13 protein-coding genes and 1 pseudogene are annotated in these 15,357 nt (G+C 42.3%); 13 read left to right on the top strand and 1 reads right to left on the bottom strand.

Translation table 11 applies throughout. From position 1 onward, the window contains the following. The first annotated feature begins 19 nt into the window (after positions 1-19). The 9 genes and pseudogenes from ribE to proC all read left to right on the top strand — a co-directional run bounded on the left by ribE (position 20) and on the right by proC (position 8,927). On the top strand, positions 20-481 hold the full coding sequence (gene ribE / locus DW959_RS07910) for a 6,7-dimethyl-8-ribityllumazine synthase (protein WP_008402941.1): 462 nt from the start codon (positions 20-22) through the stop codon (positions 479-481). A 359-nt stretch (positions 482-840) separates the two neighbouring features. Beyond that, a complete protein-coding gene (locus DW959_RS07905; RefSeq protein WP_279220993.1) occupies positions 841-1,404 on the top strand; it encodes an HAD-IIB family hydrolase in 564 nt (187 codons plus the stop codon). Beyond that, positions 1,404-2,216 carry a DUF1189 domain-containing protein gene (locus tag DW959_RS07900; RefSeq protein ID WP_117821916.1) on the top strand — a complete coding sequence of 271 codons (813 nt, stop codon included), beginning with the start codon at positions 1,404-1,406 and terminating at the stop codon, positions 2,214-2,216. Before DW959_RS07905 ends, DW959_RS07900 begins: the two co-directional genes overlap by 1 nt. Positions 2,217-2,240: 24 nt before the next feature. Further along, positions 2,241-2,765 carry a CYTH domain-containing protein gene (locus tag DW959_RS07895; RefSeq protein ID WP_117821915.1) on the top strand — a complete coding sequence of 175 codons (525 nt, stop codon included), beginning with the start codon at positions 2,241-2,243 and terminating at the stop codon, positions 2,763-2,765. A 16-nt stretch (positions 2,766-2,781) separates the two neighbouring features. Then, positions 2,782-3,324, top strand: coding sequence for a DJ-1 family glyoxalase III (locus tag DW959_RS07890; RefSeq protein ID WP_117821914.1), 543 nt, complete (start codon positions 2,782-2,784; stop codon positions 3,322-3,324). Positions 3,325-3,356: 32 nt separating this feature from the next. Next, a complete protein-coding gene (locus tag DW959_RS07885) occupies positions 3,357-5,900 on the top strand; it encodes an ATP-dependent DNA helicase (protein ID WP_226800982.1) in 2,544 nt (847 codons plus the stop codon). A 142-nt stretch (positions 5,901-6,042) separates the two neighbouring features. Beyond that, a complete protein-coding gene (gene murF, locus DW959_RS07880; protein WP_117821912.1) occupies positions 6,043-7,410 on the top strand; it encodes a UDP-N-acetylmuramoyl-tripeptide--D-alanyl-D-alanine ligase in 1,368 nt (455 codons plus the stop codon). Positions 7,411-7,663: 253 nt separating this feature from the next. Continuing rightward, positions 7,664-8,053, top strand: coding sequence for a DUF6465 family protein (locus DW959_RS07875; protein WP_117807390.1), 390 nt, complete (start codon positions 7,664-7,666; stop codon positions 8,051-8,053). Positions 8,054-8,133: 80 nt separating this feature from the next. After that, a pseudogene (gene proC, locus DW959_RS07870) lies at positions 8,134-8,927 on the top strand (pyrroline-5-carboxylate reductase). Positions 8,928-9,188: 261 nt separating this feature from the next. Here proC and DW959_RS07865 read toward each other — a convergent pair. After that, on the bottom strand, positions 9,189-9,527 hold the full coding sequence (locus tag DW959_RS07865; protein WP_008402931.1) for a P-II family nitrogen regulator: 339 nt from the start codon (positions 9,525-9,527) through the stop codon (positions 9,189-9,191). Between the two features lie 318 nt (positions 9,528-9,845). Between DW959_RS07865 and clpX the strand changes: the two genes are divergently transcribed. From clpX to DW959_RS07850, 4 genes are all read left to right on the top strand, one after another. Then, positions 9,846-11,312: an ATP-dependent Clp protease ATP-binding subunit ClpX gene (gene clpX, locus DW959_RS07860; protein ID WP_117821909.1), complete on the top strand. Its 1,467-nt coding sequence runs from the start codon at positions 9,846-9,848 to the stop codon at positions 11,310-11,312. Positions 11,313-11,658: 346 nt separating this feature from the next. Continuing rightward, the gene (locus DW959_RS14870) at positions 11,659-13,080 is read left to right on the top strand and encodes a DUF885 family protein (protein ID WP_279220992.1); all 1,422 of its coding nucleotides are present in this window, start codon (positions 11,659-11,661) and stop codon (positions 13,078-13,080) included. Beyond that, positions 13,080-13,535 (top strand): DUF885 family protein, encoded by a 456-nt coding sequence (locus DW959_RS14865; protein ID WP_279220994.1) that lies wholly within the window; start codon positions 13,080-13,082, stop codon positions 13,533-13,535. Before DW959_RS14870 ends, DW959_RS14865 begins: the two co-directional genes overlap by 1 nt. 62 nt (positions 13,536-13,597) lie before the next feature. After that, positions 13,598-15,340 carry a S8 family peptidase gene (locus tag DW959_RS07850; RefSeq protein ID WP_226800984.1) on the top strand — a complete coding sequence of 581 codons (1,743 nt, stop codon included), beginning with the start codon at positions 13,598-13,600 and terminating at the stop codon, positions 15,338-15,340. Positions 15,341-15,357 lie beyond the last annotated feature (17 nt).

The raw sequence follows: 15,357 nt of genomic DNA, 5'->3' as shown, positions 1-15,357 counted from the left end.
ATAACAGGAGGATAATAAAATGAAGAAGATTGAAGGAATGATCGTAGCAAATGGTGCCAAGATCGGTATTGTAGCAGCAAGATTTAATGAATTTATCGTATCAAAACTGGTAAGCGGTGCAGAGGATGCATTATTACGTCACAGCGTAAATCCGGATGACATATCTGTTGCATGGGTCCCGGGAGCATTTGAGATTCCGGTTGTAGCCAAGAAGATGGCGATGTCAGGAAAATATGATGCAGTGATCTGCCTTGGAGCAGTTATCCGTGGAGCAACCAGTCATTATGATTATGTATGTAATGAAGTGTCCAAGGGAATCGCATCTGTTTCACTTGAATCCGGTATTCCTGTTATGTTCGGTGTTGTAACAACAGAGAATATTGAGCAGGCAATCGAGCGTGCCGGAACAAAGGCAGGTAACAAGGGTTACGATTGTGCAATGGGCGCACTTGAGATGATTGACCTGATGAAGCAGTTATAAAAATTGCATAGTATAAACGAGGTTCAGGGTTTTATGATGCAAAGGTCATAGAACCCTGAATGTATTCATACTGCGTGGAGCGTTTTTGTTCTTATGCGATAATAAACGGAGGAAATAGATATGAATAAGACAAGAAAGATTCTCTTTTTTGATATCGACGGAACTCTGATCACGGATGATGGAAAACGGTATTTTCCGGACAGTGCAAAAGAGGCAATACAAAAGGCAAGAGAGAACGGGCACCTGGCATTTATCAATACGGGAAGAGTATTCTGCAATGTGACAGAAGAGATCAGAAGCGCAGGCTTGATGGCTTTGTCTGCGGCTGTGGAACGCATATTGTTTATAATGGAGAGACATTGTTTCATCATGATACACCATATGTGGTCTGTGCAGGCGTTGTTCAGAAATGTAAGGAATATAGAATGGATGCCGTATTTGAACACGCGGACAAGGTATTTACCAGCTCTGCTTTTTCCGATAATGAGCATTTAAAAGAACTGATCAGTTATTTTAAAGCGACCAGCACCTATATGGAGAATGATGATCCGGCAAATGATCATATCTTTGATAAATTTTGTGCATGGTATGATGCTGACACTCCGTATCTGGAAGAGTTTAAGACATATCTGGAAAAAGATTATATGTATATCCAGAGAGAGGGAAATTTTTGTGAGGTCGTACCAAAGGGATATACGAAGGCAACCGGTATCCGGTATCTGCTTGATTATTTTGACCTGCCATTAGAAAATGCCTATGCGTTTGGAGACGGAAGTAATGATGAACCGATGTTGGCATATGTGCCAAATAGTATTATAATGAAAAAAGGTCCGGAGTATCTGAAGAAGAAAGTCCGTCTTGTAGCGGATGATGTCAGAGAAGACGGAATCTATAAAGCTATGAAAAAAATGGAGATTATCTAATGGACGAAGAATATTCAAAAGTAACGATGGTCGATCAGTTAGCCATCGCAGTATCCAGCCCGAAAAATTATAAGCATCTGACGAAGTTAAAAGCGAGCAAGACGGCAGGATTTATGATTCTGATTGCTTTTATCCTGACCTTTATCGAGTTTGGAATCGGTGTCATTACCTTTATCATGCATGTGGGAGGGTTAAATAACCTGATCACGAATAAGGTTCCGCAGTTTGTGATCGAGGATGGTAAGCTTACGGCAGAATCAGAGATGTCACTGGATATTGGAAATGCAACGATATATATGAATACGGATTATGACAGAATTACACTTGATGATATCAAGACAAATGGCGTGTATATTGCATTTGGCAAAGAGAATGTAGTTATGGGAATGATAAACGGCGGACAGACGTATGAATATTCAACGATGGATCTCGACAAATTATTCTATGATGGGTTTAACAATGATCAGCTTGCATCCGCAGTGCCGGCGTTCTATGTGGCTATTGTCATTATGTACATTGTAATGATGTTCGGAAGTGTAATAAAGATGATCTTCCTTGCACTTGTATTTTCGATCGTTGCACGGACACTTGCGAAAGGTCTTCATACAGGGCTGTCCTATGGAAATGTATTCCGGGTATGTCTTTACGGACTGACTTTACCGATGCTGTTGACATCCGTGAATACCTGTCTGGACTTCCTGATTCCATCATCGATCATGTTTGTGATCACTCTGATCCTGGCATTTTCCATGATAAACAGAGGTATCGCAAGTCATGTGGGAACAACGGCACCACCGGAGGATTGGTTATAAAGGGCGATATAAAAGGAGGCTTTTATGGAGATCGAAAGAAAATATCTGATAAAAGAGATACCGTTTTCACTGGAAGCGTATCCATATAAGAAACTGGAGCAGGGGTATATCTCGACCAGCCCCGTCATCCGTATCCGAAAGGCAGATGAACAATATATTCTTACAGTAAAGTCAAGCGGATTACTGGAACGACAGGAATTCGAGCTTCCGATGAATGAGACGGATTATAAACGGTTGCTTGGTAAGGTTGATGGAAATCTGGTGACGAAACGTCGGTATATCATCCCGCTTACGGATACAGAGGGAACAACCGGCGATAAGGAAAAAGATGCAGGACTTAAGATTGAACTGGATGTCTTTGAGGGGCTGTATCAGGGGCTGATCTATGCAGAAGTCGAATTTGAGACAAAGGAAGATGCAGATAATTTCGCAGCACCGGCTTGGTTTACCAGAGATGTATCTATGGATGGAGCGTATCATAACAGCGCATTAAGCAGTATGAATGAAGAACAGAGACTTGCATTTATGGCAAGAGTTTTCGGACATTAAGAATGGAGGCAGAAGCATGAAAGTCAGAATGTTATTTGAAACAGGATATGAAGAAGTAGAAGCATTGACCGTTGTAGATCTGTTAAGACGTGCAAAGGTTGACTGCCTTATGGTGGCAGCAGACGATCAGGATACGGTTACAGGTTCACATGGAATCACAGTAAAGATGGATGAGAAAATCAGTGAACTTGCAGATGATGCAGATATGATCGTACTTCCGGGTGGTATGCCCGGTGTGACGAATCTGATCGCAAATGAGAAGGTAAGGAATCTTGTATGCGGACAGTATGAAGCAGGAAGATATGTTGCAGCAATCTGTGCAGCACCTACTGCTTTTGGAGCATTTGGCATCTTAAAGGATAAGAAGGCTACCTGCTATCCGGGAATGGAGGCGGGACTTCATTGTGCGGAAGTATTATATGACAGTGTAGTAACAGACGGTAAGGTAATTACAAGCCGAGGTATGGGAACAGCTATTGATTTTGGTCTGAAGCTGGTTGAGATCCTGACAGATCAGGATACATCAGAGAAGCTGGCAGCAGCTATTGTTTACAAATAAGAATTATGGAATTTAAAGTTTCGGTCAGGCATATGGTAGAATTTATATACAGATGCGGCGATATTACAAGCAGCAGTAATGGGACTCTGTCAAAGGAAGCAATGAATGCAGGAAGTAAGATGCATCGGAAGCTTCAGAAAATGGCAGGGTCTTATTATGATGCAGAAGTTCCTTTAAAGATCACGATGAAGAAAGGAATTCATGATCTGGATGTTACGGTAGAGGGCAGAGCAGATGGGATCATAGATCTGAGAGGTGAAAAGAACCGAAGCAGGAAGAAGAAGGAAATTGAGCGGCAGGTGATTCGGGTAGAGGGTAGATATTGGAGCCGGCTGCTGCTCAAAAAAACGGAGAGTCTGGATCTGGAAGTCGGTGAAGACTTCATGGAACAAAATTCTGCCGGAACAATCGGTCAGATGCAGGAAATGAATGAGCCTGCGGATGTTACGATCGACGAGATCAAAGGTGTATACAGAAAACTTGCTGATATCGAAGTGCCGGAAACAGTTCATGTAGCACAGGCAATGTGCTATGCCTATATTTATGCAAAAGAGCAGTCTTTGGATCGGATCAATGTACAGATCACATATGTGAATCTGGAAAGTGAAGAAGTAAAACATTTTTTTTATGTGTTTTCTTGTTCATTTCTTGAGAAATGGTTTCATGATACAGTGGATGAGATGATGAAATGGGTTGATCATGCTGTATCACATGCAAGAAGCAGAGATGCGTCAATTACAGAATTGGAATTTCCATATGAATATCGGAAAGGACAAAAGCAGATGGCTGCCTGTGTGTATAAGGCGATTGAAGGGGAGCGCAGATTGTTTGTGCAGGCTCCAACCGGAATCGGGAAAACGATGGCAGCGATGTTTCCTTCCGTTAAGGCATTTGCAACCGGGCTGGTATCGAAAATCTTTTATCTGACCGCAAAGACGATCGCCGGAACCGTGCCGGATCAGGCACTTACATTGCTGCGGGAACGTGGAGTGAAGTTTTCTTCCGTTATGTTGACTGCCAAAGAGAAGATATGTCTGAATGAGACGATGGAATGTGATGCAGAGCACTGCCCTTATGCGAAAGGACATTTTGACCGGGTTAATGATGCATTATTTGAATTGATCACTCAGGAGGAAAAAATGGATCGGGAGATCATCCGGGCTTATGCGAAAAGGTATCAGGTCTGTCCTTTTGAGCTGGGACTGGATGCAAGCCTGTTTGCAGATGCTATTATTGGAGATTATAACTATGTGTTTGATCCGAGAGTGAATCTGAAGCGGTTCTTTTCACAGACAGCATATGATACAGGACGGTATGTATTTCTGGTAGATGAAGCACACAATCTGGTGGACCGGGCATCGTCCATGTACAGTGCCACGCTGTATAAAGAAGATTTCCTTGCTGTAAAGAGGCTGGTAATGCCGTACAGCAAAAAACTGGCACGGAGTCTGGAATCCTGCAACCGGGAGCTCCTGGAATTGAAGAAAAAATGTCCGGAGCATGGATATCAGATTTTAAATGATATTGGGGTTCTATATCTGAAGCTGCTGCATCTTCATACGACGATGGAGGCTTTTTTAGAAGATTACAAACAGATCCCGGAACGTAAGGAGATACTGGAGTTTTATTTTGCACTTACGACATTTTTAAATATTGCGGATCTGATCGATGACAGCTATGTGATCTATGATGAGCTTAAGTCGGATGGCAGATTTATGGTTCGGTTATATTGCGTCCATCCGGCGAATAATCTGAAGCTTTGCCTGGATAAGGGTGTATCGACTGTTTTCTTTTCGGCAACGATCCTGCCGGTAAAATATTACATGGAGATGCTGTCCGATACGGTGACCGATCAGGCTATCTATATTCCTTCTCCGTTTGATCCGGAGAAACGACAGATCATGGTTGGTGTGGATGTATCTACGAAATATACCAGACGGTCTGTAAAGGAGTATAAGCGCGTGGCTGAATATATCAGGCAGTTGTTTAACGCACATTCCGGAAATTATATGGTGTTTCTGCCATCCTATAAGATGCTTCAGGAGGTCTATGAGCAGATGATAGAGGGTGATTGTTCTGGCATGGAACTGCTCTGTCAGGAACAGAACATGAAGGAGGCAGACCGGGAAGCATTTTTGGATCATTTTTCAGCGAAAAGAAATGTGGTTGCCTTTTGTATCATGGGCGGGATCTTCTCTGAGGGGATTGATCTGACCGGAGAACGGCTGATCGGATCGGTTGTAGTAGGTCCGGGACTTCCGCAGGTGTGCAATGAGAGAAAGATCATGATGGACTATTTTAATGCCAGAAAGAGTATGGAGGCATATGCTGGCTCATCGGTTGATGGTTTTAAATATGCATACCTGTATCCGGGCATTAATAAAGTATTTCAGTCAGCCGGACGCGTGATCCGGACAGAAGCGGATGCCGGAGTGATCCTGTTGCTAGATGAACGATTTGGAACCGGGGAATATAATTCGTTATTTCCGGTGGAGTGGCAGGATGCGGTCTTTGGAAATTTTGATCAGATTTCGCAGAGCATAGAACAGTTCTGGTCGAATCTTAATCTTTCCTGAAAACGGGAATATATATACAAGAATACTGGAAATTCGCATATACATGTGATAGAATGGACGCAGGCATTTTTTACAGCCTGCATGCAGTGCATGCTTTTATATAAAATTATGAAACTGTTCTGGAAAGGCAGATAGGGGAAAAATGAAAAATATTACAGTAAAAGATATTGTGAAAGCAACAGGAGGTTTCCTGCTTTGCGGCGATGAAGATACACCGATCACAGGCCTGTGTATTGATTCCAGAAAAGCACAGCCGGGAGATTTGTTTATTCCTCTGTTGGGTAATAAAGTTGATGGACATCGTTTTATTGAATCCGCTATGGAGAAAGCGTCTGCAACTCTGACATCGGAGCATGATAATGTTGTTATTTCAGAGAAGCCGTTTATCCGTGTTGATGACACGATGAAAGCACTTCAGGCAATTGGAATGGATATCCGTGACCGGTATGATATTCCGTATATTGGAGTGACAGGAAGTGTAGGAAAGACAACGACCAGAGAGATGATTGCAGCGGCTGTCAGCACAGCAAAACGCTGTTTTCAGACAAATGGAAATGAAAATTCACAGATCGGTGTACCGATGACACTTTCCAGAATGACAGATGGATATGATGCTGCGGTGATCGAGATGGGGATCAGTGAACCTGGTCAGATGGAGATATTGTCTGAGATTGTAAAGCCATCGATCTGTGTGGTGACGATTATCGGTGTTGCACATATTGAATTTATGAAAACCCAGGAGAATATCAGAAAAGAGAAGCTGTCTATTATCAATCATATGAATAAGGACGGCCTGTTGCTGTTAAATGGAGATGATCCATTACTGCGTGAGATAAAAGCGGATATGCCATGTCGGACACTTACTTTTGGTATAGATGAAATTTGTGATTTTCAGGGATCCAATGTAAAATGTGGAGAGCAGGGCATGGAATTTGATTGTACTCATAATGGTGAGACCGTTCATGTTACCATGGATATCCTCGGAAAACATAACGTGAGAAATGCACTGGCAGGTATTGCAGTTGCATATCAGATGGGAATTCCGATAACAATTTCAGCAAAAGCCTTTGAACATTTTGAAGGACAGAGACAGAGACTCATCCATATGGAGAATCGATATACGATCCTCGATGATACCTATAATGCAAGCCCGGATTCCATGAAGGCAAGCATTGATGTGCTTTGTGATATGGACTGCGAGGGAAAAAAGATCGCAGTACTGGGAGATATGTTTGAGCTGGGAGCTGACAGTGCCAGCTATCACTATCAGATCGGAGAATACCTGCGGGACAAGAAGATCGATGAGGTTGTGGTAATCGGAAAGGAAGCTTTGGAGATTAAAAAGGCACTGGATGTCTGCGACACAAAGTATGCAAAAACATTTTCATTTATGGATAATGAAGAAGTGGCACTTTATCTGATGGCTATTATGAGACCAGAGGATGTTGTTTTGATCAAGGGATCACACGGCATGAAAATGGACGAAATTGTCAAAATTCTTACGAATTAATTATGCAAATTATACAAAACAACCATATAAACTACCAAATTTCATAAAATTTGGTAGTTTTGTTTGTCTAAAATGACTTTGATTTTCATGAAAAAAAACACTCTGTGGTACAAAACGGAGAAAAAACAGTACTTGTATTGAAAAAAAAAGGAAAATGGAGTAATATCAATCCTAGCTTGAATAAAGAATACATACATGAATTGTTACATAAGTAAAGTGATAGAAATTAGTTTTAAAACGGAGGGTGTTAATCATGGCTACTAAGAAGACTGAAGATGCAAAAAAGGTTGTTGCAAAAAAGGCAACAGTAGAAAGCGTTGTTGCTAAAGCTGAAGCTGTAAAGAAAGCTGAAGCTGCTAAAGAAGTAAAAGCAGCAGTAAAGGCTGAGCCAGTAAAGGCAGAAGTAAAAGAAGAGAAAAAGCCAGCAGCTAAAAAGCCGGCAGCAAAGAAGCCAGCAGCTAAGACAACAGAGACAGTTTTTGTTGAATATAACAATGGACAGATCAATGTTTCTGACATTGTAGCAAAAGCAAAAGAAGCACTTGGCAATAAGGCAGTTAAGGAATTGAACGTATATTACCAGCCAGAAACAGGTATGGTATACTATACAGCTGATGGAGAATCAGGTTCTTACAGTCTTTAATCTATAAATAGTTGGAAGGGCAGCGTTCTTAACATAAGGATGCTGCTTTTTCTGTATAATTAGAAAGGAAGAAGTGAAATATGAAGATTGGTTTTATTGGCTGTGGCAATATGGCAACATCGATCATAAAGGGAATTATCAGAAAGCAGATCATAGATGCAGAGAATATCATAGCATCTGCAAAGACGAAAGCGACACTTGACAGAGTTCAGAAAGAGCTTGGAGTAAAGGTATCAACCGATAATCTGGAGGTAACAGAAAACAGTGATATTCTGGTTCTGGCGGTAAAACCACAGTATTATCCGGAGGTGATCGCTCAGATAAAGGACGTAGTCCGTAAAGAGCAGATTGTGATCAGTATAGCACCGGGAAAAACATTAGACTGGTTACAGGAACAGTTTGGAGGAGCTGTGAGGCTTGTCCGGACAATGCCAAATACACCGGCACTGGTTGGTGAGGGTATGACAGGAGCATGTCGGAATGAATATGTTACCGATGAAGATTATGCAACAGTTCTTCAGATTCTTGGAAGCTTTGGTGAAGTAGAGACAATACCGGAAAATCTGATGGATGTATGTGTATCGGTCAGCGGAAGTTCTCCGGCATATATTTATATATTGATCGAAGCTATGGCAGATGGAGCAGTGCAGATGGTATGCCAAGAGCACAGGCATATAAATTTGCAGCACAGTCCGTGCTTGGAAGTGCAAAGATGGTACTTGAAACGGGAAAACATCCGGGTGAATTAAAGGATCAGGTCTGCTCACCTGGCGGAACAACGATAGAAGCTGTTCGCGTTTTAGAAGAAAAAGGCTTCCGTTCCTCCGTGATCGAAGCAATGAAAGCCTGTGTCCGCAAAGCTCGCGGAATATAACAGCCGCTATAAAAGCCTGTGCTTGTGGTAGCTATAACTTTATTTCGCAGAACACTTGCATTTGATTCTTACGTAGCTGTCATACAAACAAATCCGCTGTGCTATATTACACTGTTATGAAGCAAACCTTGTCCGAGACCGGTACTTAAGTTGCGTCTTTTGCAGCTTTATGTACCGTTGCTCGAGGACTAGAACGGAAGTGTTTTGCGGAATAACAGGTGTGGTATAGCACAGCGGATTTATTTGTATGACAGGTAGATGTTATAAGGCGGTGTCACCGTGTTCGCCGGTACGGATACGGATGACATCGGCAACATCATAGACGAAGATCTTGCCGTCGCCGACTTTTCCGGTTGATATCTTTTCACATACCTTAAAGATGATGTTATCGGCAACATCATCCTTGACGATGGTTTCAATCTTGATCTTCGGAATCAGGTTAACCACATATTCACTTCCACGGTATGTTGTTTTATAACCCTTCTGATTACCATATCCCATAATATTTGATACAGTAGCACCGGTGGATCCGCATTCGTCCAGAATGGCTTTTACATCATCCAGTTTTTCAGAACGGACAATAATTGATAATTTCTTCATGTATAACCCTCCATTCTATACATATATAACTAAAGATATGATACCATATTCTCGGTTTCATTTCTACAAGTGGAACAGAATGGGAGATTTTGTATATTATCTGAAGAAAGAACAGGAAAACAGGGAGGAATGAGAGTAGCTGTACTTAATTTAATTAATCGAGGGTGGCAATAAGAAAATTATTTAGAAAAATTTAACCGTTTTACCAGAAATAATACTGTTTTCATATGGGTGGAATCTGTGGTATCATGTAGCAGAGTTATATCATTTAATATAGATAGCTGTTTTAGACAGGAAACAAAAGTATGGAGGATGAAAATGTCTGATTATAGAAATGATGATGAAAATAAAGAACTGACCAGTCAGACGGTGACTGATGATCATAAAACAGAAGACAAGCATGAGGACGAATACGAGAAATATTGTTATCTCTGCAGAAGACCGGAAAGTGTTGCCGGAAAGCTGATCGATATGCCGGGCAATATACATATCTGTGCAGACTGTATGCAGAAGACCTTTGATAATCTGAATCAGGGCGGATTTGGCGGAATGCAGTTCCTGGATCTCTCCAATCTTTCCAATATGGGAAATATTGACATGAGCAGACTGATGGGAATGAATGATATACCGGATAAACAGAAGGTGAAGAAGAAAGCGGCAAAGCCGAAGAAAAAAGAGCAGGAAATGACACTTGCAACGATCCCTGCACCGCATAAGATCAAAGCAATGTTAGATGAATATGTGATCGGTCAGGAATATGCCAAGAAGGTAATGTCTGTTGCAGTATATAACCATTATAAGCGTGTACTGACAGATTCCATGGATGATATCGAGATTGAGAAATCCAATATGCTGATGGTAGGGCCGACAGGCTGTGGTAAGACTTATATTGTAAAAACGATCGCAAAGCTGTTGAATGTACCGCTTGCGATCACAGATGCGACCACACTTACGGAAGCCGGTTATATCGGTGATGACGTAGAAAGCGTATTGTCAAAGCTGTTGGCAGCCGCTGATAATGATGTTGAAAAAGCAGAAAAGGGAATCGTATTTATCGATGAGATCGATAAGATCGCAAAGAAGCAGAACAGCAACAGCCGTGATGTGAGTGGAGAATCCGTTCAGCAGGGCTTGTTAAAGCTGTTGGAGGGCGCAGATGTTGAGGTTCCGGTTGGTTCCGGAAGCAAGAATGCAATGGTTCCTATGACAACGGTCAATACAAAGAATATTTTATTTATTTGTGGCGGGGCATTCCCGGCAATCGAAGATATCATTAAAGCAAGATTGAATAAACAGTCCTCGATCGGTTTCCGCGCAGATCTGAAGGACAAATACGACAAGGATCCGAATATCTTAAAGAAGGTGACCAACGAGGATCTCAGGGAATTCGGTATGATACCGGAATTTCTTGGAAGACTGCCTGTCTTATTCACATTGGATGCGTTAGATAAGGATATGTATATCAAGATCTTAAAGGAACCGAAGAATGCAATCCTGAAACAGTATAAGAAGCTGCTGGCACTGGATGAGGTAGATCTTCAGTTTGATGATTCTGCATATGAAGCGATCGCAGAAAAAGCACTTGAAAAGAATACAGGAGCAAGAGCGCTTCGGGCGATCATTGAGGAATTCATGCTGGATATCATGTATCAGATCCCAAGAGATGATAGCATTGGCAGGGTGATCATAACCGGAGATTATGTAAATGGCAAGGGCAATCCGATCATCGAGCTTCGTGGTGTAGAGCCGATGCAGATCGAAGCCTGTGCGACAAAACAATCATAATAATTGATGCAATAAGAAAAAATACTGTAATTAATAAGGTTTAAAGATTGTATACAGAAAATATACGGTCTTTAAGCCTTTATTATATTGGATCATAATTTTTAGATCGTGAGATGGTATTGCAGAGCAGAAATGGAACATTACCGGAATTTTTGAATGTGTTGTATTGCAGCGGCACCAGTATGTAAATGGTTATCTCTGGGTAAGATAAAAGAAAAATACAGATGTATTGCAGAAAGATGATCAGGGACTCTTCCGATGCTGATACCGCAGTCTTGTATCAAGGTAGTCCTTGATGGTCGCAGAATCCTGTGATACTATGAAAAAAAGCGAAAAGGAGCAGGGCATGTTTAAAAAGAGATTATTACGAACCTGTAAAAATGTAATGGCTGCAGCTATCTGCATTTCTCTTGCGGTTGGATTATCTGCCTGTGGAGAGACGCAGGGAGAGCGCAGACATCTGAATGACAAAAACGATACAACTGAAAATACAGAGAGGGCGCAGGAGTCTTTCTCCGAGGATGCGCTGAAGGAGCAGCAGGAATTTGAACAGTATCTGGATGATTATTTTAAGGATGTTGTTACGGACGACACGTTGACGTATAATTATACGATCAAGGATGGTGCGGATTACGGTCTGGAAGAACCGGAGGTCACACTGGGAGACCCGGGAATGACAGCAGAGGAGATCGGACAGGATAAGGAAGAGTTTGAAGGCTGGGTAAAGAAGCTGGATGCTATTGACCGTTCCTGCCTGACAGAGGATCAGAAGCTGACCTATGATGTGCTGGATGAGTATTTTGAAGTGTCTGCGGGAATTTTTGATAATGTATATCTGTATGAGCCGTTTTCCCCGATGCGTGGACTTCAGGCCAATATTGCAACGAATTTCACAGATTACCGATTTGATGATAAGGGAGATGTGGAACGTTATATTGAACTGCTTGGTCAGATTCCGGATTATTTTGCAGAGTATCTGGATTTTGAACAGGAAAAGTCAGAAAAAGGTTATTTTATGAGTGATGCAGTCTGCGATAAAGTCATCAGTCAGTGCAAGGATTTTGTTGCAGATAAAGAAAATCATTTTATGGTAACAACATTTAATGATAATATTGACGCACTTGATTTTCTGACGGATGAGGAAAAGGCAGAATACAAGGAGGCTAATAAGCAGGCAGTTGAGAATTCCCTGCTTCCGGCATTTGAGAATGTTGCAGCGGTGCTTTCCGGTCTGAAGGGAACCGGAACCAATGATGGTGGTATCTGCAACTATGATGGTGGCAAGGAATATTATGAATATCTGCTGAAAAATTTTGCAGGAACAGCCAAGTCGCCGGAAGAGGTAATCGATATGCTGGATACAGAGCTTCAAAAACTCATGGTATCGTTATATCAGTATTATTTGGGAAATCAGGCGGCATATGAATATTTTGCTTCCAATTATGATTCAATGTTTGCGGAAACCGATCAGATGACAGCTTCGGAAATGGTCGATAAAATGATGGAAACGGCATCAGAGCATTATCCGGATGCAGGAACGATAAACTATAAGGCAGAGGCGCTGGATAAGAACCTCGAAACGATCATGGATGATGTACTGGCTTATTATATGGCGCCGGCAATCGATGATCCGGATAATAATCTGATCCGGGTGAATGGTCTGCATACGGATGGCATGTGGACGACACTGGCACATGAGGGATATCCGGGTCATATGCTGCAAAATGCTTATTATATGTCAACGGATCCGGAGCGGTCCGGACTTTGATGAACTTCTTAGGATATAAAGAAGGATGGGCGATGTATGCATGTTATGATTCTTTATATTACTATGAGTATGAGGAACCGGAATATGGAGACACCATTGCAGCCCTTTATCAGTTGAATGATGAGATGAGTTATCTTATGATGGGAAGAGTGGATCTGGGAATCAATTATGAGGGATGGACGTTGCAGGATACAGCCGATTATCTGACAAAGAATGGAATGGATGGCAGTGCTGCACAGGAGCTGTACACGACAATGGTCGGAGATCCGGCAGTATATCAGAGTTATTCGACCGGATATTATGAAATGAAAGAACTGCGGGATTATGCAGAAGAGAAAATGGGAGATGACTTTGACCTGAAAACATTTAACACGATTATTCTGGAAACAGGTCCATGTCAGTTTGATATACTGAAGGAACAAGTGGATAAGAAGCTGCAGGGGCCGATCATATAACAGGTGCAAAAAAAGGTATAGAAAGAAATCAGACGGAATAGACTGTATACGAAAAGCATACGATGGGAATCGAAATGGAATGTGAAAATGTAGCGTACAGGGAAGATTATGCAGACTATCTGATTGAATACAACGAAGAGCGGGAAGCTGTTTTGGATATTTACAGAGAAAACGGCTGCCTGCTCTTTATTGATGAGCGGTTTGCTGTTTTATACAGGGAGAAGCCGGAGGATTATATGCAGATCTTTTCCAGACTGGAATATACACTTTTCCCCAAATTGTATGGGCTGATGGATACCAGTAGTGTAGAAGCAGTCGGAGCTGTGAATATACAGCAGGAATCGATCCTTGGACTTACCGGAAAGGGAATTCTGATCGGAATTATCGATACCGGGATTGATATTCGGAATGATCTGTTTCTGGATGTTGCCGGAAATACAAGAATTATTGCAGCATGGGATCAGTCCGTGCCGGGACCGTCAGATCAGGAAGAAAATCCCGGATATGGAACGGTATATCAGCAGGAGGATATTAATGAAGCCATACGAAATGAAGCGGATATCCTGACAGATGCAAATGGACATGGAACCTTTCTTGCAGGGATTGCAGCAGGAAAACGGACAGCTGATTTCACAGGAGTGGCGCCGGAAGCAGAATATGTGATTGTAAAATTAAAGCAGGCAAAGAATAATCTGCGAGGATTATATGGTGTGCCGGAGGACGTAGAAGCATATCAGGAAAATGATATTATGATGGGGGTAGCATTTCTGCGGAGACAGGCAAGCAGACTTCGGAAAAATATATCGATCCTGATTGGAGTTGGTTCGAACAGTGGGAGCCATACTGGTTCTTCTGCATTAGAAGCACTGCTTTCAAATGTTGGTATCATGACCGGAGTCGCTGTGTCCGTTCCGGCAGGAAATGAGGGAATTGCGGGGCATCATTTCAGAGGCAGGATCGAAGGGGGAAGCACTTATACGGAAATGGAGATTAATGTTACGGGAAATAACAGCTTTACACTTGAAATCTGGGGAGCGGTTCCCAATACATATTCTGTGGCATTTGAGATTCCGGGTGGGGAGTTTGTAAGTCAGATTACTCCCCGCTTTGATAAAAGTGAAGTCATACGTCCGGTTTTTGGTGGTGGGATCATATATATCGATTATTTTCTTGTGGAGGATCAGTCGGGAGAAGAACTGATCATGATGCGCTTTTTTGATCCGCCAAATGGTCTGTGGCGGATCCGGGTATATGGAAGCGGTGATACCGAGAAGACCTTTCATGCATGGCTGCCGATCACGGCATTTCTTTCCCCGGATACCCGGTTTATAAGACCAACGCCTGAAACAACGCTTGTGAATCCGGCTACAGGAGTAGTTCCGATGGGAGTGGGGGCATATGATCATTATTCGGATACACTGTTTCTGGATGGAAGCAGGGGATATACGGCGGCAGATGATATCAAGCCGGATTTTGTTGCTCCGGGTGTTGATGTATATGGTCCGGGCAGAGCAGGAACATTTGTCAGGAAAACAGGTACTTCTGTTGCAGCAGCGCATTGTGCCGGGTGTGCGGCATTAATCCTGCAATGGGCAAGAGACCGGGATCTGGCACGGTTTGTAAATGGAAATCAGATCCGTAATTATTTTATTCGGGGAGCAGTTCGTCCGGGAACGGCAGGAAGTCCGTTTTCATATGTCATGAACGATACAGAGGGATATCTGTTTGCAAGGGAATATCCGAACCCGGAGTGGGGCTATGGAATCCTGAATGTGTATAATACCTTTGATTCGCTCCGGACCTGACACTGTAAATGTAACAA

This window comes from Clostridium sp. AM46-21 (genome assembly GCF_003480025.1).
Lineage (GTDB): Bacteria > Bacillota > Clostridia > Lachnospirales > Lachnospiraceae > Coprococcus > Coprococcus ammoniilyticus.
The sequence above is the reverse complement of the archived record's forward strand: the minus strand, read 5'-3'. Positions and strand labels throughout refer to the sequence as shown.